Source organism: Mesorhizobium sp. RIZ17 (assembly GCF_051127865.1).
Lineage (GTDB): Bacteria > Pseudomonadota > Alphaproteobacteria > Rhizobiales > Rhizobiaceae > Mesorhizobium > Mesorhizobium humile.
In genome coordinates this window covers 5,179,143-5,200,365 of sequence record NZ_CP147861.1, presented here as the reverse complement: position 1 = coordinate 5,200,365, position 21,223 = coordinate 5,179,143, and the positions used below count along the sequence as shown (strand labels likewise).

Here is a 21,223-nt window from a genome sequence, read left to right as displayed (position 1 = left end):
TGTTATCGGACGAATGAAGCGACCAAAGATGCACGCTGGGCCCTGCAAGTCGCGAGGCCCAACCCCCGCTGAAAACCATCCTCTCTGGCCTTGGGTTCGATGCGAAATTTTCAACTTCCGGGTCGTTCTGCCGTCTATGCCGAAAATGGGATGGCAGCCACGTCCCACCCGCTGGCGACTTCGACTGCCGTGAACATTCTTCGAAATGGTGGCAACGCGGTAGACGCCGCGATCGCGGCATCCGCGACGCTATCGGTCGTCGAACCCCACATGACTGGCGTAGGGGGAGACTGTTTTGCAATCGTGGTTGAACCGAATGGCGCTGTTCACGGGCTCAACGGTTCAGGTCGCGCTCCTGCGGCGGCAGATCCGAAAAAGCTGCGCGCACACGGTCATATGACTATGCCGGAAACGGGAGCTTTGAGTGTCACCGTACCCGGAGCAGTGAAGGCATGGCAGGCATTGTTGCAGCGCTTCGGTTCTCGATCTTTCGACGAAGTGTTTGCGGAAGCAATTCGCTACGCCGAGGCCGGCTTCCCCGTGTCCCCCAGGGTGGCTTGGGACTGGCTTAGTTGTGAGAAAGATCTGCGCACTGACGAGGGCGCCGCGAAACATTGGCTACTCGCCGGTGAGGCCCCGAAGGTGGGGCAACGCTTTCAAGCCCCAGCTCTTGGCGCTACACTACGAGCGATTACTCGCGGCGGCGCTGATGAGTTCTATAATGGCGAAATCGGTCAGGAAATCGCGAGGACGATTCAGGCCAAGGGCGGAGCGCTCACCCATGCCGACCTGGCACAAGTGAGCGTGGATTGGGTAAGGCCCATCTCAACGACTTTCGGCGGCCTCGACATCCTTGAGCTTCCGCCAAATGGCCAAGGTATCACCGCCCTGGTCTTGTTGCGTGTACTTGAGGCGCTGGATGTCCGTTCACATCCTCCATCCAGCAGCGGGCGTTATCACATCGAAATCGAAGCGGCTCGATTAGCCTATTCCGTCCGCGACCGGCTTCTGGGCGATCAGGCGTCGATGACTATCGATGTCGACCCGCTGCTCTCAGACGAGTTCATCGAGGGCTTGGTCAACCAATTCGACCCTAAGGCACGTATCTCAGACTTAGACCTTCCGCCGCCCGCTCAATCGAACACCGTGTATCTCACGGTCGTGGATCGCGAACGGCGATCAGTTTCGTTTATCAACTCGATCTATGACGCATTCGGCTCCGGCATAGTCACACCGAAGTCAGGGTTTGCGTTGCAAAACCGTGGCGCCTGTTTTTCGCTAAAGCCGGGCCACCCCAACGAGTTGAGGCCACGGAAGCGACCGTTACACACAATCATGCCCGGGATGGCAGTCGCAAAAGGTCGTGCAGCGATATCATTCGGGGTGGTGGGCGGTGCATTCCAGCCGATGGGTCATGCGCACATTCTGTGTAACATGCTGACCTATGGAATGGACCCGCAAGAAGCAGTCGATCATCCACGAGCGTTCTGGGACGCCCACGGCAGAGTTCTGCTCGAGGCAAGTATCTCGTCCGAAATCCGCTCCGAGCTACGTATGGTTGGCCACAATGTTTGCGAAGCCGCAGGTCCGCACGGTTGTGGGCAAATTGTGCAGATCGACGACAGAGCAGGTTTTCTGATCGGAGGCTCGGATTCTCGCAAGGACGGGCAAGCCATCGGCTGGTGATCCGCCGCCTCAACATCGGAGCGTCCGCTTTGATACTGGAATAGAGTCTGACGCAACGACCGAAATGGGGCGCAAAGCTGCCGGTTGTCGATCTCGTCGGGAGACAACTTATGCGGCAGCGCCAACCTCCTGCGTCGGCGACCTACGTTCGTCCCAGAGCCGCCTCCGATATCGGAACTTTGCCGATTAGCGCACATAGTTCGGGCCGAGGTTCGCTCCAAAAAGTTCGAAAAGCTTCTAGGAACCCCAGCCAAGCTTACTTTTGTGATTGTCTTCTCAATCTTAGGCGACGTCGAGACGCGGCGCTGACGTGCCCGCGACTCGCGAGGAATGACTGCCATTAACCGGCACAGCTCGGATTTTCAGGCAAACCTTATCTCAAGCCTCCCCAAATGTTCGACGACAAGTGTTTGGTTGTTGGCATCACCGGCCAGCCAATATCCATCTGAATTTCGTGCGTCAGGCCGTTCAGCATGCGCTCGGTCTTGCGGGCATCCTGCGCATATTTCAAGGCCGCGCCCATGCGGTTCAACGTCTTCATGATCGACATAGACTTCATCCCTGGTTCGCCATGGCTCTCGCGGAGACAATCCCCGCCGCCTTCACCATGGCGATTTAAATGATCGGCCACCGTTTCCGGCGCATTGCACGCAAGCACGAGGCCCGTAACGAGAACCGGCCGCCGCTGAAACATTTGCATGCAAACGAGCCCATCACGGCTTGCGAGGCGTCGGCCAACTCGGCCTGCTGCCGTATGACAAGTTGCCATTTCGAAACAAATTCGCGCTCATGCGCCATCAAACCGAAACCAAACTGCGGGAAAACCGCTATCGACCGGCGCGACCGGAATTCAAACGAAGGAAAAAACGAAAATGTCCAAGATCGTTCGCAATGCAATTCTCGCCGTTGTTGCAGTCTCCGGCCTGGCCGGTTCGGCTTATGCTCAGCAGACGACCGTCAATTCGTGCAGCAACCACGACGATTACTATGGCATGTGCCTGGGTGCCGCGAACAACGGCGGCCACCATGACAGCCGCGGCGATCGTCGCTGATCGGCACGTCCGCTGAAAAAAGCCCCGCAGGCATCTCGCCGGCGGGGCTTCTTTCTGTTCGAAGCGATGCTATTCGTCCCAGCGAGTGGGATGGCCCTGATCACCAGACGGCGCCGGATTGACCGGAATAGAGGGGGCAATCTCCCGCTGACGTCTCGAAAGGATGCAGCCCGCATCGCCGGCAGTTGGGAGCGCCCCTGCCGTATTTTATCGTTTAAAATTCGAGGTTCCTGCAGCTCCACTGCATGTGCGTTTGTGCGCAGCGTGCCAGGTTGGCCCTGACCACGAGGTGATGAAAAGGCCTGATTGCATTGAGATAGGTGAAGCCCAAGGCATTGTGGGTATGCACAACGGTTGTCGCGATGAGCAACGTACCCGTTGGAGAATGGCGTCGGAGCAGAGATAGCCGGAAGTCCAGGTGTCGGTCATCCGTGCCGAGCACAATTTCGTCCTTGCCTTCCCAGTGCACCGGGAAGAAGTCCACCCGTTCACGGCTGTCCTGGGACGACCTGACCGTATCGGAGGTTTTGATGCCAAAGGGCGTAACCATGGCGTCGCGCAGCGCGATCAACGCCTTTTGCCACGCGGGTGGATTGACGAGTGTCCGCGTCGCCAACTCGCGCATGCTCGACTGTTCCGATGCGCTCAAGTCAATGCTGTAGCTATCGAGTGAACTGGCGTTCTCGTACCAGTTCGCAACGATACTTTCCGACGGCGGCGTCGTCCGGCGTACCTGCGGTTTGCGGTCTAAACCCATGCTGAAAGCTCAATCATGGCAGTTTTTGCGACAGCTGGCCAATAGCGGTGAGGGAGGACATGCCCTGGAACGGAAGCCGATCGGAAACGATATAATATTGTGCGTGAGCGCTATACAAGTGATTTGTCCGGTGAAGAATACGCTCTGAAGAGCCGTTGCTACCGCAGCCCAAGCGGCGCGGTCGCAAGCCAACATTGGATGGATCTTTGTTTCGAGTGAGGCTCTCAGCCCAAATGAAAAGGCGCGGCCGAGACCGCGCCCTTGCTGAGCTTTTCGGAGGCCTGGTTCTCCGGGCGCGGACCCGCGAGCCCTACTCCGCAGCCTCGTAGCCGGCGATGCCCTTGATCTCGAGGAAATCCTCCAGGCCATATTCGGCATATTCGCGGCCGTTGCCGGACTGCTTGTAGCCGCCGAAGGGCAGGCCGGCGTCCCAGGTCGGGTAGTTGATGTAGACATTGCCGGAGCGCATGCGTGCCGCCACGGCGCGCGCCTTCTCGATATCCTTGGCCTGGATGTAGGAGGCGAGGCCGTAGACGGTGTCGTTGGCCTGCTCGACAGCCTGCTCGACCGTGTCGTACGGCATGATCGACAGCACCGGCCCGAAGATCTCTTCCCTGGCGATGCGCATGTCGTGCGTGACATTGGCGAAGACGGTCGGGCGGACGTAGTAGCCGCGATTGAGCTCGGCCGGCCGGCCGGGGCCGCCGGCGACCAGCGTGGCGCCCTCGTCGATGCCGCTCTGGATCAGGTCCTGGATCTTGTCGAACTGGATCTGGCTGACCACAGGGCCGAGCTTGGACGCCGGCGCGTCGGCAGGGCCGACGGTGAATTTCTCCGCCGCCTTCTTGGCATAGCCGGCCGCCTCGTCATGCCGGTCGCGCGGCACGAACATGCGGGTCGGCGCGTTGCAGGACTGGCCGCTGTTGCCGAAGCAGCCGGCGACGCCCTTGGTCACGGCCCGCTCCAGATCGACATCGGGGAACAGGATGTTGGCCGACTTGCCGCCGAGCTCCTGATGCACGCGCTTGACCGTGTCGGCCGCCGCCTTGGCGACCAGGATGCCGGCGCGGGTCGAACCGGTGAAGGACATCATGTCGACATCGGGATGGCCGGCCAAAGCCTGGCCGACGCCCGGGCCGTCGCCATTGACGAGGTTGAAGACGCCCTTCGGCACGCCGGCCTCGTCGATGATCTCGGCGAAGATGATGGCGTCGAGCGGCGCAATCTCGGACGGCTTGAGCACCATTGTGCAACCGGCGGCAAGCGCCGGGCCGACCTTGCAGGTGATCTGGTTCAGCGGCCAGTTCCACGGCGTGATCAGGCCGACGACGCCGATCGGCTCCTTGACGATGAGCGAGGAGCCTTTGACATGGCGGAACTGGAAGGTCTTCAGCACCTCGGCCATCTTTTCCAGATGCGCCTGGCCAACGCCGACCTGGCTGTCCAGCGCCATCTGGCGCGGCGCGCCCATCTCGCGCGAGACGGCGAGCGCCAGGTCCTTGCTGCGCTTCTTATAGATTTCGATGACGCGGTTGAGGATATCGAGCCGCTCCTCGACCGAGGTGAAGCCGAACGTGTTGAAAGCGCGCTTGGCGGCGGCCACCGCCTTGTCGACATCCGCCTTGGAGCCGAGCGAAATCTGCGCGAAAGCGTCCTCGTTCGAAGGGTCGATGACGTCGAGCGTGTTCGGCACCACGGGATCGACCCAGGCGCCGTCGATATAGAATTGCAGATTGTGTGGCATGGTTTCGCTCCCTGCGGGCCGCTTTGCTCGATTGTGGCGAGGTGGTCGTCGTATATCGCCAGAAATAACGATGCGGCATGTGCTCTGTCAAACGCAAGCGAGAAGTGCTTGAGCCAGCGCGTCGGGCATTGCGCCAGAGCTGGTGTCGCCCGCCGCATTCTCGACTAGAGCAGCGTATGCCCTGCCTCGCCCAGCAAGCGTATCGCCGCGCCCCCGTCCGCGGCCTTCACCAACAGGTGGTCGCCGTCGAAGGTGGAGACGACAAAGACGCCCAGGCCATTGTCCGACAGCGGCCTGACGACCGACAGCACGATGCCGGTTTCGCCGAAGGCAAAGGGGCCTTCGAATTTGAAGGCGACCCAATCCTTGTCCTGCCTGAGGGCAGCCGGGACACGCTCCTGCAAACAGACGATCGACAGTTCGTCCTGCGTCCTAGTGATGCTGACGAAGCCTGCTGCGTCCGCCCAGTCAGGAATAGTTTCTCCAGCTTCAAGACGTGAAATCGCATAAGGACCGGGAAGTTGCTTCAGCCGGATCCGGGCAGCCATTCGTCGAACTCCGTCCTTGGTTGGCGCGGTCACGGGAGGCTCTTGCTCATATAGACCGTCGTGCCGTTCATGAACGGCTCCTCACGGTCGACCGCATAGCCGTGCCTTTTGTACAGCGACACATTGGCCTCGAAGGCGCTATTGGTCAGCAGGCGAAGCTCGCGAAAGCCAGCTTCAAGCGCCGCGCGCTCGGCGCTGTCGAGCAGCTTGCGCCCGATACCCCTGCCCTGCGCCGCGGGAGCCACGGCCACATTCTCGATCCAGATATGATCCTCATGCGCCATCGTTTCGATCAGGCCGATGATGCGGCCGTTCTCGATGGCGAGCTCGAATCGATGCTCGCGGACGGCCTTGTCGTAATCGACGCGCATCGGCAAGGGTTCGCGGCCGATCACCGGCACCCATTTGGCATAGGCTTCGCGCACGACAGCCTTGATGGCCGCGGCATCCGCCGGTTCGGCCGGCCGAAACTCCAGGGAAGAAACGACGCTCATTCAGACACTCCAAATGCAAAAAACCCGCCGATCGTTGCGATGGGCGGGGCTGGGATGAAAGAACCGGGGTGACTTGCTAGCCGGCCTTTGTCTTTACGCAATCAGCTTGCCGCTCCTTCGAACGGCGGCGTCGCTGCGGATTTACGATAAAGGCCGTCATGGCCAGAAGTTGGACCGGGAGCCGAGCGGCTGTCAAGCCGGCGTCGACACGGCCGGCGTACCGCTCCATCCAGGTGAACCGCTCCGCATCGTTCGTAGAAATCGATCATTATAACTCGAATAATTCGTTGGAAAGATTGGTTGTGGAATGGCATTTCGGCGGCGAAAGTGTCTGGAGAATTCAATTGTCTTTCCTGCCCGCCACCGCGAACGATCTTCCAAACGGCCTGAATTCGGCCAAAGCCGGGCACAAGCGCCCCGCCCTGACCTCGATCTCAACCGGCGTCGTGCCGGGACTGGTGCTGGTGGCGATGATCACCAGCGTCGCTTATTCGGCGCGCGGCTTCTCCGGCCTCACGCTGTTCAGCCCGATGATCCTCGCCGTCGTCGCCGGCATGGTCTATTCCAACGTGCTCGGCGTGCCCGCCCACGCCAAGGCCGGCATCGCCTTTTCGCAAAAGCGCCTGCTGCGCTTCGCCATCGTGCTGCTCGGCTTCCAGCTGACGCTCGGCCAGGTGGCGGGCATCGGGTTTGGCGGCGTCGGCATCGTCGCGGCCACGCTCGGCGCCACCTTCCTCTTCACCGTCACGCTCGGACGGCTGATCGGCGTCGACCGCAAGCTCGCGCAGCTCATCGCCGCCGGCACCTCGATCTGCGGCGCCTCGGCGATCGTCGCCACCAACATCGTCACAGACGCACGCGACGAGGACGTAACCTACGCGGTTGCCGCCATCACGCTGTTCGGCACCGTCGCCATGCTCGGCTTTCCGCTGCTGGCGCCGGTCTTCGGCCTCGACCAGCACGCCTTCGGCCTCTGGGCCGGCGCCTCGATCCATGAGGTGGCGCAAGTGATCGGGGCCGGCTTCCAGAACGGCACGCTTGCCGGCGAGACAGCGACCGTCGCCAAGCTGACGCGTGTCGCCATGCTGGCGCCGATGGTGATCGCGCTCGGCCTGATGGCGCGCCGTGGCAACACCGACGCATCCGGCGCCAAGCCGCCGATGCCCTGGTTCGTGGCTGCTTTCGTCGCGGTCGTGGCGCTGAACAGCCTGGTCGCGATTCCGGCCCAGCTCCATGCCGCAATCGCCCTGGCCGCTCAGGTGATGCTGACCATGGGGCTCGCCGCCATGGGCCTTCAGGCCGACATTTCCCAACTGCGCTCGCGTGGCCTGCGGCCGCTGATGCTGGCCTTCTTGGCCTTCATCTTCATCGCCGGCTTCAGCCTGGTGCTGGTGCGGTTCGCCTGAGATCGAGGTAGGGTCGCCTTACCTCTTAGTCCTCGTCATCGTCCTCTAGCTCACACGCCGCGACATAGATCGCGGCCAACTTCTCGATGCCGGCCTGGTCTTCCTTGTCGAAGCGCCCGGGCAGCGGGCTGTCGAGGTCGAGCACGCCGAAGGCGCCTTCGGCATCGCGCAAAAGCACCACCAGCTCGGAACGCGAATCGGCATCGCAGGCGATGTGGCCGGGAAATTCGTTGACGTCCTTGACCAGCATCGACATGTCGAGCTCGATGGCCTTGCCGCAGACGCCCTTGCCGACGGCGATGCGAACGCAGGCGGGCTTGCCCTGGAAAGGCCCGAGCACCAGTTCGTCCTCGGAGGCGAGGAAATAGAAGCCGGCCCAGTTGAGGTCGGGCACCATCTGGTAGATCAGCGCCGCCGTGTTGGCGGCGTTGGCGACGGAATCGCCCTCGCCTTGCAGCAGTGCTTTCAATTGCGTGGCCAACTCCTTGTAGAAGGCCGGCTTATTGCTCGTGTCGATTGCCGTTGCCGCAAACATCGCTTGATCTCTCCGTTGCAAGCCAGCCGCGAGGCTTACTGGTTGTGGCTCATCAGTTCCTGAACGGTTTTGATGGGCAGGAACAGTCGTAATTCGTTGGATGGCAATGCGCTGAAACCATGATCGACATAGAGCTTTTTCCTGCGCGCTACCTTGGCCGGGTCGCCGCAATCCAGCACATCCAGCATGACAACAGCAATACCGATTTGGTCGGCAACCCTCGCTATGCGTGCCAGCGCGTCAAGCAAAAGATCGCCGCCATATCCTTTGCCCGTGTATCGCAGATCGACGCCCATCATCGACAGATAGGCCGCAGGGATGCTCCCATGCCCTGGCCGGGTTCTCCCATATTTGTGCGGCAATTCGCTATAATCCACCGAGTGCGAATTGATGGCGTAAAAGCCGATCAGGTCTTCAGCTGAACCGAGCATCACGAAGACACGAAGATTGTCGGCTTTGGATAGCTTGTTGGCTGTCCTTTTGAAGAAATTGTCGACCTGATCCACGCCACAGGAAAAAGCCGTTCGATCATGCTTTTCGGGATCGAACGGCTCTATGATGTTGGCGACTTCAGGCTGTCGCGTCACTTGGAAATGACGGTTTTGGTATAGCGGGCAAACGACGCCCGTAGCCGATCCGTCGGCTGCGGGGGATTGTCGAGGGCCGCAAAGAAGGCAGCATGATCAACAGGCCGCAGAGCGGTGCGCTCATGAGCCTCTATCGTTTCCATGGCGGCCCTGTATGCGGCATTCATCGTGAAAACCGAGTCATCGACACCGGCAAGAGCCGCGGCTTGCTGAATCGCTTTCTTGATGCGCGGTTTTGTGCGGAAGTTCATCCGCTCGCTGCTGCGCTCCTCGATCTCTGGAATTTCATCATGGAAAGTTTCCATGCTCCTGCTCCTTTGTGTATGTATGTACGTCGCATCGGCGTACAAATCAAGGAAATCGCACAAGTGCGAGTTGCGGCAGCCACAGACACATCCTGGTCGTTTCTCCGTTGCAAGAACATTGAGGCGCCCGATACAGTCCGGCCTCTCTGCCACCAAAACGCCGCCGGGAAACTACCTATCGTGACCACCAGCCACTCCAGAACAGCGAGGGCCAGGACGATCCATATCGCCGCCGCTGTCATCCGCGACGACGGCGGCAGGCTGCTTCTGGTGCGCAAGCGCGGCACCAGCGCCTTCATGCAGGCCGGCGGCAAGATCGAGCCGGGCGAGTTGCCGGCCGCCGCCCTTGCCCGCGAATTGCGCGAGGAGCTGGGCGTGGCCGTCGATCCGGCCGCGGCCTTCCATCTCGGCTCCTTCTCGGCGCCTGCCGCCAATGAGCCGGATGCCCGCGTCGAGGCCGAGCTGTTCGAACTCTCCATCACCGGCGAGCCGGTTCCGGCGGCCGAGATCGAGGAGATGATCTGGCTGAACCCGGAACTGGCAAGCGGCATGGAGCTCGCGCCGCTGACCACCGATATCGTGCTGCCGCGTTACGGTCGTCAGCCATGAGTTCACGCAACCAGCCAAAACAGGAGGCGGGCGGAGCGCCCCTCACCTTCGCCGTGCTGGTCTTTCCCGGCTTTCCGATGATGGCGTTTTCGTCCGTCATCGAGCCGCTGCGCGCCGCCAACGTGCTTGCCAGGCGCGACTGCTACCGCTGGGTGATCGTCGGCGCCGACCGTGGCACGGTCGAAGCCTCCAACGGCGTCGTCATCCAGCCGGGCTTTTCCGCGGCGGACGCACCGAAGGTCGACCGCATAGTGGTCTGCTCGGGCGGTGACGCCGACCATGTCGTGGCCGACGAGGCGATGAGCTGGATCCGCAAAAGCCTGCGCGGCGGCGCGCATATCGGCGCTGTCGCCGACGCCGCCTTCTTCCTCGCCCGCGCCGGCCTGCTCGACGGCCATGCCTGCACCTTGCACTGGACCAGCCAGGCCGCCTTCACCGAGGCTTTTCCGGATATCGAGCTTCGGCGCGATCTCTTCGTCATCGACCGCAAGCGCTTCACCTCCGCCGGCGGCGTCGGCAGCCTCGACATGATGCTGGAAATCATCACGCGCGACTGTGGCGCCGAGATCGCCGCGGGCGTCGCGGAGTGGTTCGTGCACTCCCCCTTGCGCTCCAGCGTCGACCGCAAGCTGATGCCGCTCAGGCTGCGCACCGGCGTGCAGAACGAGCTGGTGCTGTCGGCCATCGCCATCATGGAGGACGCGGTGGAGGAAAGGCTTGGCATGGCCGAGCTGGCCGAGCGGCTGGGCGTGTCGTCGGATAAGCTCGAGCGCAATTTCCGGGCCGAGCTGGATGTCTCGCCCAACGGATATTACCGGCGGCTCAGGCTGAAGCGGGCGGCCGATTTGTTGGCGCATTCGACGCTGATGGTGCGCGACGTGGCCCTGGCCTGCGGGTTTGCTTCGATGTCGAGCTTTGCGAGAGCGTTTCGGGAAGAGCATGGGCACGCGCCGAAGGCGGTGCGAAGGCATTAGGCACGCGTTCTTCCTACCACGCCGAGTTCCTTCACACCCCCCCTCTGGCCTGCCGGCCATCTCCCCCGCAAGGGGGGAGATCAGCAGTCCCGCCGACGGCACTGTTCCTGCAACGTCGACGATTGGCGAAAGCGATGGCGACATCCAATCTCCCCCCTTGCGGGGGAGATGTCCGGCAGGACAGAGAGGGGTGCTGTCCCGCCGACATCTCTGCGGCACTCAGCACAACATCTGCGGAATGCCGCACAAGCTCCAAACGCCATCCGGCTATGGTCTCCGCAACAGGAGGCCCCGCATGAGCATCGTCGTTTTCGACCCCGACAGCACCGAGGATGTGGACTTCAAGGACCGCATGCGCCATCCGGTCGCGGCCGATCCGGCCGGCGGCATGTGGCTGTCCGACACCGAGCCGTCCTTCATCGACGCGGACGCGCTCCGCAAGGGGCGGCTGGCCAAGCTGCGCGCCTGGATGCGCGAGGCGGGCTATGGCGGCGTCGTGCTGTTCGATCCCTACAACCAGCGCTATGCCACCGGCTCGCGCAACATGTTCGGCTATTTCCTGCGCAACTCGACGCGATACTTCTTCGTCCCGACCGAAGGGCCGGTCGTGCTGTTCGAATATCCGCAGAGCTACCATGTCTCGATGGTGCTCGACACGATCGACGAGGCGCGGCCTTCCAAGCTCGTCTGGTCGTCCGTCTCCGGTCGCGACGACGAGACGGCCGGGCCCTTCGCCGACGAGATCGCCGAGTTGCTCAAGAAGCATGGCGGTGGCTCGATGAAGCTCGGCCTCGATCGCTGCAGCCATCTGCAGGCGCTGGCGCTGGAAAAGCGCGGCTGCGAGGTCAAGGACTGCCAGGGCGAGATCCTGGCCGTGCGGGCCGTGAAGACGCCGGAGGAAGTGAAGTGCCTGCAGGCCTCGATGGCCGGCGCCGAGGCTGCGGTGGCGGCCGTGCGCGAGGCGATCAAGCCCGGCGTTTCCGAAAACGAGCTGTTCGCCATCATGTATGGCGAGGTCATCCGCCAAGGCGGCGAGTTCATCGAGACCCGGCTGCTCACCTCGGGGCAGCGCACCAATCCGTGGTTCAACGAGGCGAGCGGCCGCAAGATCAGGCCGGGCGAGCTTGTCGCGCTCGATACCGACACGATCGGTTGCTACGGCTACTATTCCGACTTCTCGCGCACCTTCCGCTGCGGGCCGGGCAGACCGACGCGCTACCAGAAGTCGCTCTACCGCATGGCGCACGACCAGGTGCAGCACAATATCGGCATCGTGAAGCCCGGCATGGCATTCCGCGAGATCGCCGAGAAGGCGTGGAAGATCCCGGACCGTTTTGTCGACCAGCGCTACACGTCGGTCATGCACGGCGTCGGCATGCATGGCGAGACGCCCTTCATCGCGCATTCGATGGATTACGAGACCTATGGTCGCGACGGCATCATCGTGCCCGGAATGGTGGTCAGCGTCGAAAGCTATATCGGCGAGAAAGGCGGCCGCGAGGGCGTCAAGCTCGAGGACGAGATCCTGATCACCGAGACCGGCACCGAATTGCTCTCGCGCTTCCCGTATGAGGACGAGTTTTTGGAATGAGCGAAGTGATGTCGGCGTCCACTGCCAGCCGGTGCGCAATACCGCAAGGCTTCGAGACTAGCCGTGGCGTACCTGCCGTCGTCATTCCAGGGCGGAGCAAGGAGCGAAGCGACGCGGCGCAGACCCTGGAATCCATGCCGTTCCGTCTCCGCTTCGCCACGGTGCGGAATTCTGTTAGGCAGCGATCGACAACCAAGGTAACGGCATGGAATCCAGGGTCTTCGCGACGCCGCTACGCGGCTGCTTCGCCCTGGAATGACGAAGTTCGGGCATCCGCATGAAAACCCCCATTTCCATCCGACGCGGCACGGTGGCCGCGGTGTTCATCGATCTCCAGGAGGAGCATCGCAAGGACAAGCGCTATCTGGTCGAGGGTTTTGGCGACATCCTCGCCAATGTGCAGCGCCTGCAGGAGGCGGCGCGGCGCAATTTCGTGCCGCTCCACCACTGGGCCTATATCGTCGATCTCGCCGAGGCGCGGCCATTCCATCCCGTCGACGAGAGCGGCAAGTCGGCCTTTTCCGACAAGGACGATCCGCTGACGGCGATCTGCCATGAAGTGGCGCCGCAAAACGGCGAAGCCATGCTGGTCAAGCAGGAAGCGAGCGCCTTCGGCAGGAACGATTTTGGCGACAAGCTCAAGGCAGCCGGCATCGAGTGGCTGGTCATCGCCGGCGTGTGGACCGAGGCCTGCATCGACGCCACGGTGAAGGACGCGGTGGCGCGCGGCTTTCGCGTGCTGCTGGTCAAGGACGCCTGCGGCAGCGCAAGCACCGCCATGCACCAGACCGGTATCCTCAATCTCGCCAACCGGCTCTATGGCGGCGCCGTCGCCAACACGCTCGACGCCTGCCGGCTGATGGCAGGCGACACGGTGAGCGTCTGGCAGGTCGAAGGGTCGGTGCCGCTGCGTTTCACTTTCGAGAACGCGGCGCGGCTTTACGCCGAGCTCTGACGACAGTGGTCAGCAACCCAAGCAATTCGACGAGCCGCGGCAAATATGCCGATCGGCTCGACCCGGAGCTGTGCGACTATATCGACAAGGTCAACAGCTGGTACCCGCCGGAGATTGTGGCCGCGCCGATCGCCGAGCAGCGAGCGGTCTACAACCGGATGTGCGTGGCATTCCACCTGGGCCGCCCGGAAGGCGTGACCACCAGTGACAGCCTCGTCGAGACGGCCACGCATGCGATCCCGGTCCGGCGCTACCGCATGGCGGGCAAGCCGGCAGCGGCGATTGTCGTCTATTATCACGGCGGCGGCTTTGTGCTCGGCGACCTCGACAGCCATGACGACATCTGCGCCGAGATCTGCGCCGGCACCGGTTTCGAGGTGGTCTCGGCCGACTACCGGCTGGCGCCGGAGCATCTGCATCCAGCCGCCTTCGACGATGCCCTGGCCGTGTTCGAGTGGGTCGCCGCGACCAGCACGCTGCCGATCGTCCTTTGCGGCGAAAGCGCCGGCGGCAATCTCGCCGCCGCGGTGGCGCAGGCGACGCAGCGTCATATGCGGCCCGCCATTGGGCAGATGCTGATCTATCCCGGCCTGGGCGGCGACCAGAGCGGGCGCTCTTACATCGAGCATGCCGAGGCGCCGCTGCTGACGCTCGCCGACATCGACTTCTATCGGCGCGTCCGTTCCGCACCCGGGCAGCCACAGGACGACCCGACCTTCTCGCCGCTCAAAGACCGGGATTTCTCCGGCCTGCCGCCGACGATCATCGTCACCGCGGAATGCGATCCGCTCTCCTCGGACGGCGAAACCTATCGCGACCGGATTGTTGCATCTGGCGGACAGGCCTCGTGGCGCGAAGAGAAGCGGCTGGTGCACAGTTTTCTGCGGGCGCGTGCAACGGTGCCAAGGGCAGCGGAGGCGTTTGCCAGAATTATCGGCGACATCGGCAAGCTGGGTGCCGGCGGTGACGCGCTGATCTCCCCCCGCGTGGGGGTTGAGGAGCGGTCCGCGTAGCGGACGCAAAGCCAATTGCTTGGCTTTGCGTCCGCTACGCGGATCGCTCCTCAACTCTCACAAGGGGGAGATCAGCTGTATCAACGCCTTGCGGAACAGCGCACAAGAACTGCGGAAATCCAACTATTTCGCCGCGGGAAGCGGACCTATCATTCCCTCGCAGGCAACGGCGCCCTGGCGGTCGCATCCGCCCCCGCCTCGCGATCCCGGGGCGACCGTTGGCTTCGTGCAACTCGTTGCCCCAACAGACCGCCGCGCGGGCAACATGCGCCAACAACAGAGGGAACGACGATGAAATTCATGCTGACCGACAGAAAACTGCACCCGCAGGCCAAGCCGATCGCCGCCGATTTCAAGACCGGCGCGATCAGCCGGCGCGAATATCTGGCTTTGATGGCCGGCTTCGGCGTCAGCGCCGCCGGCGCGATGGCGCTGGGCGGGATCGCTCCCTCGCCTGCCCGTGCCGCCGAGCCGAAAAAGGGCGGCGTGCTCCGCGTCGCGATGAACGTCAAGGGTTTCAAGGATCCGCGCACCTTTGACGGCGTCGAGATGTCGAATGTCGCGCGCCAGTGCAACGAATATCTCGTGCGCTGGAAAACCGACTTTTCCTTCGAACCCTGGCTGCTGGAAAGCTGGGAGACCAGCGACGACGCCAAGACGATCACGCTTCACGTGCGCAAGGGCATCACCTGGTCGAACGGCGACATTTTCAATGCCGACGACGTGATCCACAACCTCAACCGCTGGTGCGATGCCTCGGTCGCCGGCAATTCGGTCGCGGCGCGCATGGGCGCGCTGGTCAACGCCGACACCAAGAAACCTGTCGACGGCGGCATCCAGAAGGTCGACGACTACACCGTCAAGCTCAACCTGCCGAAGCCCGACATTTCGCTGATCGCCGGCATGGCCGACTATCCGGCACTGATCATGCACCGCTCCTATGAGGGTGATGCCGACCCGAAGAAGGCCCTGGCCATCACCACCGGCCCTTGCGAGCTGGTGAGCTGGGACGCCGAGACGGGCGCCGAGGTGAAGCGCAAGGACAAGCCCTGGTGGAAGGGCGAGTTCCACCTCGACGGCATCAAATGGGTCGACTACGGCTCGGATCCCAACGCCACGCTGTCGGCCTTCGAATCCGGCGAGATCGACACCGACCACGAGACCGCGTCGGACGCAGTCTCGCAGACGGACAAGATGGGCCTGCAGAATTCGGAAATCGCCACCGGCTCGACCATCGTCGCGCGCTTCAACGTCGGCAATGCGCCCTATGACGACGTCAAGGTGCGCCGCGCCGCCCAGCTTGCGGTCGACAATGCGGCGGTGCTGAAGCTCGGCATCGACGGCCGCGGCAAGCCGGCCGACAACCACCATGTCGGCCCGATGCATCCCGAATTCGCCGATATCGGCCCTGCCAAACGCGATGTCGACCAGGCCAAGAAGCTGATCTCGGAAGCCGGCAAGGCCGACCATGAATATGAGCTGATCTCTGTCGACGTCGAATGGCAAAAGAGCACCGCCGACGCGATCGCCGCTCAAATCCGCGAGGCTGGCCTCAAGATCAAGCGCACCGTTCTGCCGGCCGCGACCTTCTGGAACGACTGGGCCAAGTTCCCCTATTCCTGCACCGAGTGGCTGGGACGTCCGCTCGGTGTCCAGGTGCTGGCACTCGCCTACAAGTCGGGCGCGGCGTGGAACGAAAGCGCCTATGCGAACAAGGAGTTCGACGAGCTTCTCGACAAGGCGTTGGCGACCCCGGACGCGGCGGCGCGCAAGGAGATCATGGCCAAGATCGAACAGAACCTGCGCGACTCCGGCATCATCATCCAACCCTATTGGCGCTCGGTCTACCGCACCTATCGCAAGGGCGTGCAGGGCTGCGAACAGCACCAGGCGCTCGAGCAGCATTTCGAAAAAGTCTGGCTGGAGAGCTGATCCTTCCGGAACTGAGACGGCCGGCGCGGCCTTCCGGGCCGTTTGTGGCGGCCTGCACGGGTCAGGATCGATCGTCCGATTGGGTCAGGGGGCCACCTACTGACATCCGCTCGATGATCGTCGTCGGCAGGACTATCCTTTCAGGTGGCCGGTCATCGCCTTTCAGGCGGCGGATTAGCAGCTCCGCCGCCGATTTTCCGAGCGCGTAGACCGGCTGATCGATCACGGTAATCGGGGGCGTCGTCACGCTGGTCCAGTCGGCATCGTGGAAGGTCACCAGCGATATGTCCCGCGGAATGCCGAGGCCGCATTCCCGGATCGCCTTGAAGAGATCGAGCGCCACGACGCTGTCGGAGGCCAGGATTGCGGTTGGCCTGTCGGCGCTCCGGAGCAATTGCACCAGCGAGGCATGCGACCTCTCCGACCGCCTGCTGCCGAAACGGATGTTGCGCTCCGCATCCTCGATGCCGGCTTGGCGGCAGGCTTCGAGGAAGCCCAGTATGCGCTCGCGCACCGTGGAAGTATTGATCCTTGAGGCGGCACCGCGAAAATCCCCGGACAGCACCGCGGCGGTGACATAGGCGATTCTACGATGCCCGGCTTCGGTCAACATGCGCGTGGCGCGTAGCGCGGCGTCGCGGTCATCGACCGTGACCGTGTCGACATCGAGCTCCGGCAGTGCCCGGTCGAGCAGCGTCAGCGGGCAGGAAATCTCCCGGAGGTGGGCGATGTCTCCAGCTTGGGCGGGCGTGACGATCAGGCCGTCGACCTGCTTTGCCAGGAGCACGCGTATGGCGTTCCTTTCCGCTTCGACCTCCTCACCCGAGTTGGCCAGGATGACGTTGATGCCCGACAACCGCGCGATATCGCTGATGCCACGCACCGCGAGCGAGAAGAAGGGATTTTCGATATCACCGACGACGACGCCGATACTGCCCGAACGGCCGGTCGTCATGCTGCGCGCCAGCTCATTCGGCCGATAGTCCAGCGCCTTCGCCGCTTCCAACACGGCCACGTGCACCGCCTGACTGACCCGGCCATAGCCGCCCAGAACGCGCGCGGCGGTCGCCTTCGAAACCTTCGCCTCCCGGGCTACGTCGCTAACGGTGATTGAGGAAATCTTGGGCGGCCGCTTCATTGTGGACAAGTCACTCTCAAATTCGTTGACGGATGCTCGTCGTCGTGCCTACAAATGTCAAGAGACCGGTCTCAAGCCAACTTGAGACCGGTCTCACGATAACAAGAGCGCGACAGGCGCCGGATCGCAGGCCGTACAGAAAATTGTTCGCTGTGCCCCCGCACGGGCCGATCTTCAGAGTGGAGAACAACCATGAATATCAGAGGTCTTTTCATATCAAGCCGGCGTCAGCGCGTCGGCTCCTTGATCTTGGCAGTCGCACTTGCAGTCCTATCGCTGCCCAAGGCCTGGGCGACGGACAACCCATACAATCTCATAGACCCAAAGACGATCAGCGTCGGCACGATGGGAGATGCCAAGCCCTATGCCTTCACCACGGCCGACGGCAAGTTCACCGGTTTCGATCTCGAATTCTTCCTGAACGTGGTGGGCCGGATGGGCTTCAAGCCGGACCAGGTGACCTTCACCGGCCAGGAATTCTCGGCGCTGATGCCATCGGTCGCCAACCAGCGCTTCGACGTCGCGGTCGCCGCGATCGGAACGACCGAGCAGCGGAAGAAGACCGTCGATTTCTCAGACGGCTATCTCGCCGGATATCTGTCGGTGCTGACGTCGGACCCCAAGATCACCTCCGCCGACGGCCTTGCCGGCAAGCGGCTGGGCGTCGTCCAGGGGACGCTGCAGGAGATTTACGCGACCAAAAATTTCAAGAACACGGACCTGGTGAAATTCCCGGATAACAACTCGGCCATCGCCGCGCTCAACAACGGCACGATCGACGGTCACTTCCTCGACTATGAAGCTGCCAAGCAATATGGCGAGCGCTATCCGAGCCTGAAGATCGCCGTCAACATCCCGTCGTTCGACGCACCCGCTGGATTTGTGGTGCGCAAAGGCAACGACGCGTTCCGCGAGGCGCTCAACAAGGGCATCCACGAAGCCATGCAGGACGGCACCTGGCGGGACCTCTACCAGAAATGGTTCCCCGGATCCCCGATGCCGGATCAATACCTGCCCAAGAAGAACTGACCTGGGCTCGGCCGCCGGCGCGAATGCCGGTGGCCATTCCCTTGGCAGACGGCAAATGATCGGCCGAGCGGCAATTTGCGCCGCCTCGCAAGGCAGGATGACGGATGGACTGGCTCGCAAATCTTCAACGAAGTTTCTTCGACTGGGACGCGATGGCATCGGTGCTGCCATCGCTGCTGGCGGTCGGACTGAAGAATACGCTGATCCTCGCCGCCGCATCGACGGTCCTCGGCGTCCTGATTGGGATGGTGATCGCCGTGATGGGCATCTCCCGCTCCGCCTGGCTGCGCATCCCGGCACGCGTCTATACCGACATCTTTCGCGGCCTCCCCGCCATCCTCACCATCCTGTTGATCGGCCAGGGATTCGCCCGTATCGGGCGTGAGATTTTCGGCCCCTCGCCCTACCCGCTCGGCATCCTGGCGCTCAGCCTGATTGCCGGCGCCTATATCGGCGAGATCTTCCGCTCGGGTATCCAGAGCGTCGAAAGCGGCCAGATGGAAGCCTGCCGCGCGCTCAGCATGAGCTACAACCAGGGCATGCGGCTGATCGTAATCCCACAGGGCATACGCCGCGTGCTTCCGGCGCTGGTCAATCAGTTCATCGGCAACGTAAAGGATTCCAGCCTCGTCTACTTTCTCGGCCTGCTGGCCTCAGAACGAGAGATATTCCGCATCGGCCAGGACCAGGCGGTCGTTACCGGCAATCTGTCGCCGCTGCTCCTGGCCGGCGTCTTCTATCTCGTCATCACCGTCCCACTGACCCATGTGGTCAACTACATCGACAACCGGCTGCGCCTCGGCAAACAGAAGGCGGGCGGCGTTGTCAGCGGCCTCGTCGAAGTGGGCGAACTGAAGGATTCAGTGGCCAAGGCCGAGAAGGAACCAGCCATCAAGGCCGGCAGCCTCGAAGTCCGCGATCTCGACATGGCCTATGGCGAGCATCAGGTTCTCAAGCAGATCCGGCTCAAGGTGGAGCCGGGGACGGTCACCTGCATCATCGGCCCGTCCGGCTCAGGGAAATCGACCCTGCTGCGCTGCCTCAACCGGCTCGTCGAACCCAAAGGCGGCGACGTGATGCTCGACGGCGAGAGCATCCTGGCGATGCGGCCTGAGAAGTTGCGGCGACGTGTCGGCATGGTGTTCCAGCATTTCAACCTGTTCCCGAACCATACGGCAATAGAGAACGTCATGCTGGCGCTGACCAGGATAAAAGGCATGGCGCAAAGCCAGGCCAGGCGACTTGCCGAGGGACGCCTGACGGAAGTGGGTCTCGCCGCCCGCGCGGACTACCGGCCGAGCCGCCTTTCGGGCGGCCAGCAGCAGCGCGTTGCAATCGCGCGGGCTCTCGCCATGGAACCCGAGGTCATCCTCTTCGACGAAGTCACCAGCGCGCTCGATCCCGAACTCGTCAAAGGCGTGCTCAACCTGATGGCCGATCTGGGGCGACGCGGTATGACGATGATCGTCGTCACCCACGAGATGGGTTTCGCCCGCAAGGTCGCCGACCAGGTCGCGTTCATGGACGAGGGCCGCATCGTCGAGGTCGGTCCGCCAGCCGAAGTCTTCGACAGGCCGAAGAGCCCGCGACTGAAGCAATTCCTGGCCGAGGTGCTGTGAACGATGTCGGCCCCCAACCTATCGTTCCGATATCCAATAGAACTCATCGTCCGAACCATCGAAAGTTGCTTCCATGACCAATAACACCGCCCTCAAGGCCGTCGTCGTCGGCGCCGGCGTCTTTGGCGTCTCCACAGCCTTCCACCTCGCTCGCCTCGGCGTCCAAACCACCATTGTGAACGACGGCGCCGTCGCCAACGGGGCATCGTCGCGCTCGCTGGCCTGGCTCAATTCGGCGCGGAAGCGCTCCGCGGCGTATCACAAGCTGCGTATTCAAGGCCTTGAACGCTACAAGGCTTTTGCGGCCAGTCATGATTGCAGCGCCTGGCTGCGGTTCGACGGCGGCCTGACCTGGGACGCCGACGATGCTTCCAACCAGATAGCGGAGATCCACCGGCACGAGCAGTCTATTGGCTACCAGACACAGCTACTCGCGCCTTCTGAACTCAGCGCCGTCACGCCTGGTGTCGACCCGCGCGCTGTCTCGCCCCAGGGCGCCATCTTCAATGCCGGCGAAGGCTGGGTAGACCTGCCTTCATTGATTAACCTCCTCTTGGCGGAATTTCGCGAACGCGGCGGCCGCATTCTCAGCGACGCCGGCTCCGCCGACGTCACACTCGCCAACGGCCGCGTCAGCGGCGTGAAGACCACTTCCGGCGAGGTGGTCGGTGCCGATGTCGTGGTGGTCGCGACCGGCCCGGCAGTGCCGGCAATGGCTGCCAAGGTCGGCAGGCATATAGGCGACGGCACGACACGTGCGCTGCTGGTTTTCAGCAAACCGGTTCCGCATCCGCTGCGTGCCGTGCTCAACACCCCTCGCGTCGCCATCAGGCCCACTCCGAACGGCGCCTTCGCGCTGGATTCGGCATGGTCGGAAGAGGAAGTCATCGTGCGAGACGATGGCACATACGAGGCAAAGCCGTCCACGATCGCAGGGCTGCTCAAGGAAGCCTCCTCGGTGCTGGAGGGCAACCCGAGACTTGTCCTGGAGAGCCTTCACGTGGGGCCGAAGCCCATTCCGGCGGACGGCGAACCGGTCGTCGGCCAATTGACCGGTATTCCGGGTTATCATGTCGTCTTCAGTCACAGTGGCGCGACGCTGGGGCTCATCGCAGGCGAACTGCTGGCCGGCGAGATCGTCAGCGGGACGGCCAATCCCTTGCTCGAGCCGTTTCGCCCCTCGCGCTTCGATGGCTGAGAAGCCGTTTGCCAAGCTGTTGCGTTTCGGCTCAGATTGCGCCGGGTCCCG

Annotated in this window: 21 protein-coding genes; 12 read left to right on the top strand and 9 right to left on the bottom strand. The window is 62.7% G+C overall.

The window, feature by feature from the left end:
• Positions 1 to 189: 189 nt before the first annotated feature.
• Positions 190 to 1,686: a gamma-glutamyltransferase family protein gene (locus WDX12_RS25230; RefSeq protein WP_434722437.1), complete on the top strand. Its 1,497-nt coding sequence runs from the start codon at positions 190 to 192 to the stop codon at positions 1,684 to 1,686.
• Positions 1,687 to 2,059: 373 nt separating this feature from the next.
• Here the strand turns inward: WDX12_RS25230 and WDX12_RS25225 are convergent, their stop codons facing one another.
• Positions 2,060 to 2,386 carry a hypothetical protein gene (locus tag WDX12_RS25225; protein WP_434722436.1) on the bottom strand — a complete coding sequence of 109 codons (327 nt, stop codon included), beginning with the start codon at positions 2,384 to 2,386 and terminating at the stop codon, positions 2,060 to 2,062.
• Between the two features lie 172 nt (positions 2,387 to 2,558).
• Between WDX12_RS25225 and WDX12_RS25220 the strand changes: the two genes are divergently transcribed.
• The gene (locus WDX12_RS25220; protein WP_434722435.1) at positions 2,559 to 2,738 is read left to right on the top strand and encodes a hypothetical protein; all 180 of its coding nucleotides are present in this window, start codon (positions 2,559 to 2,561) and stop codon (positions 2,736 to 2,738) included.
• A gap of 214 nt (positions 2,739 to 2,952) precedes the next feature.
• Here the strand turns inward: WDX12_RS25220 and WDX12_RS25215 are convergent, their stop codons facing one another.
• From WDX12_RS25215 to WDX12_RS25200, 4 genes are all read right to left on the bottom strand, one after another.
• Positions 2,953 to 3,495 carry a DUF2867 domain-containing protein gene (locus WDX12_RS25215; RefSeq protein ID WP_434722434.1) on the bottom strand — a complete coding sequence of 181 codons (543 nt, stop codon included), beginning with the start codon at positions 3,493 to 3,495 and terminating at the stop codon, positions 2,953 to 2,955.
• Between the two features lie 310 nt (positions 3,496 to 3,805).
• On the bottom strand, positions 3,806 to 5,239 hold the full coding sequence (locus tag WDX12_RS25210; RefSeq protein ID WP_434722433.1) for an aldehyde dehydrogenase family protein: 1,434 nt from the start codon (positions 5,237 to 5,239) through the stop codon (positions 3,806 to 3,808).
• Positions 5,240 to 5,403: 164 nt separating this feature from the next.
• The gene (locus WDX12_RS25205) at positions 5,404 to 5,787 is read right to left on the bottom strand and encodes an ACT domain-containing protein (protein ID WP_434722432.1); all 384 of its coding nucleotides are present in this window, start codon (positions 5,785 to 5,787) and stop codon (positions 5,404 to 5,406) included.
• 29 nt (positions 5,788 to 5,816) lie between these two features.
• A complete protein-coding gene (locus WDX12_RS25200; RefSeq protein ID WP_434722431.1) occupies positions 5,817 to 6,281 on the bottom strand; it encodes a GNAT family N-acetyltransferase in 465 nt (154 codons plus the stop codon).
• 353 nt (positions 6,282 to 6,634) lie between these two features.
• Here WDX12_RS25200 and WDX12_RS25195 point away from each other — a divergent pair, with 353 nt between their 5' ends.
• Positions 6,635 to 7,687, top strand: a complete 1,053-nt coding sequence (locus tag WDX12_RS25195) for a YeiH family protein (RefSeq protein ID WP_434725708.1) — start codon at positions 6,635 to 6,637, stop codon at positions 7,685 to 7,687.
• Positions 7,688 to 7,712: 25 nt separating this feature from the next.
• Here WDX12_RS25195 and WDX12_RS25190 read toward each other — a convergent pair whose 3' ends face one another.
• The 3 genes from WDX12_RS25190 to WDX12_RS25180 are packed head-to-tail and all read right to left on the bottom strand — an operon-like array spanning position 7,713 to position 9,114.
• Positions 7,713 to 8,222, bottom strand: a complete 510-nt coding sequence (locus tag WDX12_RS25190; protein ID WP_434722430.1) for a GAF domain-containing protein — start codon at positions 8,220 to 8,222, stop codon at positions 7,713 to 7,715.
• A 35-nt stretch (positions 8,223 to 8,257) separates the two neighbouring features.
• Entirely contained in the window at positions 8,258 to 8,809 is a 552-nt protein-coding gene (locus WDX12_RS25185; RefSeq protein ID WP_434722429.1) for a GNAT family N-acetyltransferase, read from the bottom strand.
• Positions 8,806 to 9,114, bottom strand: coding sequence for a DUF1778 domain-containing protein (locus WDX12_RS25180; RefSeq protein WP_434722428.1), 309 nt, complete (start codon positions 9,112 to 9,114; stop codon positions 8,806 to 8,808). The genes WDX12_RS25185 and WDX12_RS25180 overlap by 4 nt, the downstream gene beginning before the upstream one ends.
• A gap of 180 nt (positions 9,115 to 9,294) precedes the next feature.
• Here WDX12_RS25180 and WDX12_RS25175 point away from each other — a divergent pair, with 180 nt between their 5' ends.
• The 6 genes from WDX12_RS25175 (at position 9,295) to WDX12_RS25150 (ending at position 16,188) form a co-directional block, all read left to right on the top strand.
• Positions 9,295 to 9,723: an NUDIX hydrolase gene (locus tag WDX12_RS25175; protein ID WP_434722427.1), complete on the top strand. Its 429-nt coding sequence runs from the start codon at positions 9,295 to 9,297 to the stop codon at positions 9,721 to 9,723.
• The gene (locus WDX12_RS25170; protein ID WP_434722426.1) at positions 9,720 to 10,697 is read left to right on the top strand and encodes a GlxA family transcriptional regulator; all 978 of its coding nucleotides are present in this window, start codon (positions 9,720 to 9,722) and stop codon (positions 10,695 to 10,697) included. Before WDX12_RS25175 ends, WDX12_RS25170 begins: the two co-directional genes overlap by 4 nt.
• Positions 10,698 to 10,992: 295 nt before the next feature.
• The gene (locus WDX12_RS25165) at positions 10,993 to 12,288 is read left to right on the top strand and encodes a M24 family metallopeptidase (protein ID WP_434722425.1); all 1,296 of its coding nucleotides are present in this window, start codon (positions 10,993 to 10,995) and stop codon (positions 12,286 to 12,288) included.
• Positions 12,289 to 12,565: 277 nt separating this feature from the next.
• Positions 12,566 to 13,243, top strand: a complete 678-nt coding sequence (locus WDX12_RS25160) for an isochorismatase family protein (RefSeq protein WP_434722424.1) — start codon at positions 12,566 to 12,568, stop codon at positions 13,241 to 13,243.
• A gap of 5 nt (positions 13,244 to 13,248) precedes the next feature.
• Positions 13,249 to 14,256 carry an alpha/beta hydrolase gene (locus WDX12_RS25155; protein WP_434722423.1) on the top strand — a complete coding sequence of 336 codons (1,008 nt, stop codon included), beginning with the start codon at positions 13,249 to 13,251 and terminating at the stop codon, positions 14,254 to 14,256.
• A 291-nt stretch (positions 14,257 to 14,547) separates the two neighbouring features.
• A complete protein-coding gene (locus WDX12_RS25150) occupies positions 14,548 to 16,188 on the top strand; it encodes an ABC transporter substrate-binding protein (RefSeq protein WP_434722422.1) in 1,641 nt (546 codons plus the stop codon).
• A 61-nt stretch (positions 16,189 to 16,249) separates the two neighbouring features.
• Here WDX12_RS25150 and WDX12_RS25145 read toward each other — a convergent pair whose 3' ends face one another.
• The gene (locus tag WDX12_RS25145) at positions 16,250 to 17,326 is read right to left on the bottom strand and encodes a LacI family DNA-binding transcriptional regulator (RefSeq protein WP_434725707.1); all 1,077 of its coding nucleotides are present in this window, start codon (positions 17,324 to 17,326) and stop codon (positions 16,250 to 16,252) included.
• A gap of 192 nt (positions 17,327 to 17,518) precedes the next feature.
• Here WDX12_RS25145 and WDX12_RS25140 point away from each other — a divergent pair, with 192 nt between their 5' ends.
• The 3 genes from WDX12_RS25140 to WDX12_RS25130 all read left to right on the top strand — a co-directional run bounded on the left by WDX12_RS25140 (position 17,519) and on the right by WDX12_RS25130 (position 21,172).
• Positions 17,519 to 18,355 carry an ABC transporter substrate-binding protein gene (locus WDX12_RS25140; RefSeq protein WP_320297343.1) on the top strand — a complete coding sequence of 279 codons (837 nt, stop codon included), beginning with the start codon at positions 17,519 to 17,521 and terminating at the stop codon, positions 18,353 to 18,355.
• A gap of 104 nt (positions 18,356 to 18,459) precedes the next feature.
• Positions 18,460 to 19,974, top strand: a complete 1,515-nt coding sequence (locus tag WDX12_RS25135; protein WP_320297344.1) for an amino acid ABC transporter permease/ATP-binding protein — start codon at positions 18,460 to 18,462, stop codon at positions 19,972 to 19,974.
• 73 nt (positions 19,975 to 20,047) lie between these two features.
• Positions 20,048 to 21,172, top strand: coding sequence for an NAD(P)/FAD-dependent oxidoreductase (locus WDX12_RS25130; protein WP_434722421.1), 1,125 nt, complete (start codon positions 20,048 to 20,050; stop codon positions 21,170 to 21,172).
• Positions 21,173 to 21,223 lie beyond the last annotated feature (51 nt).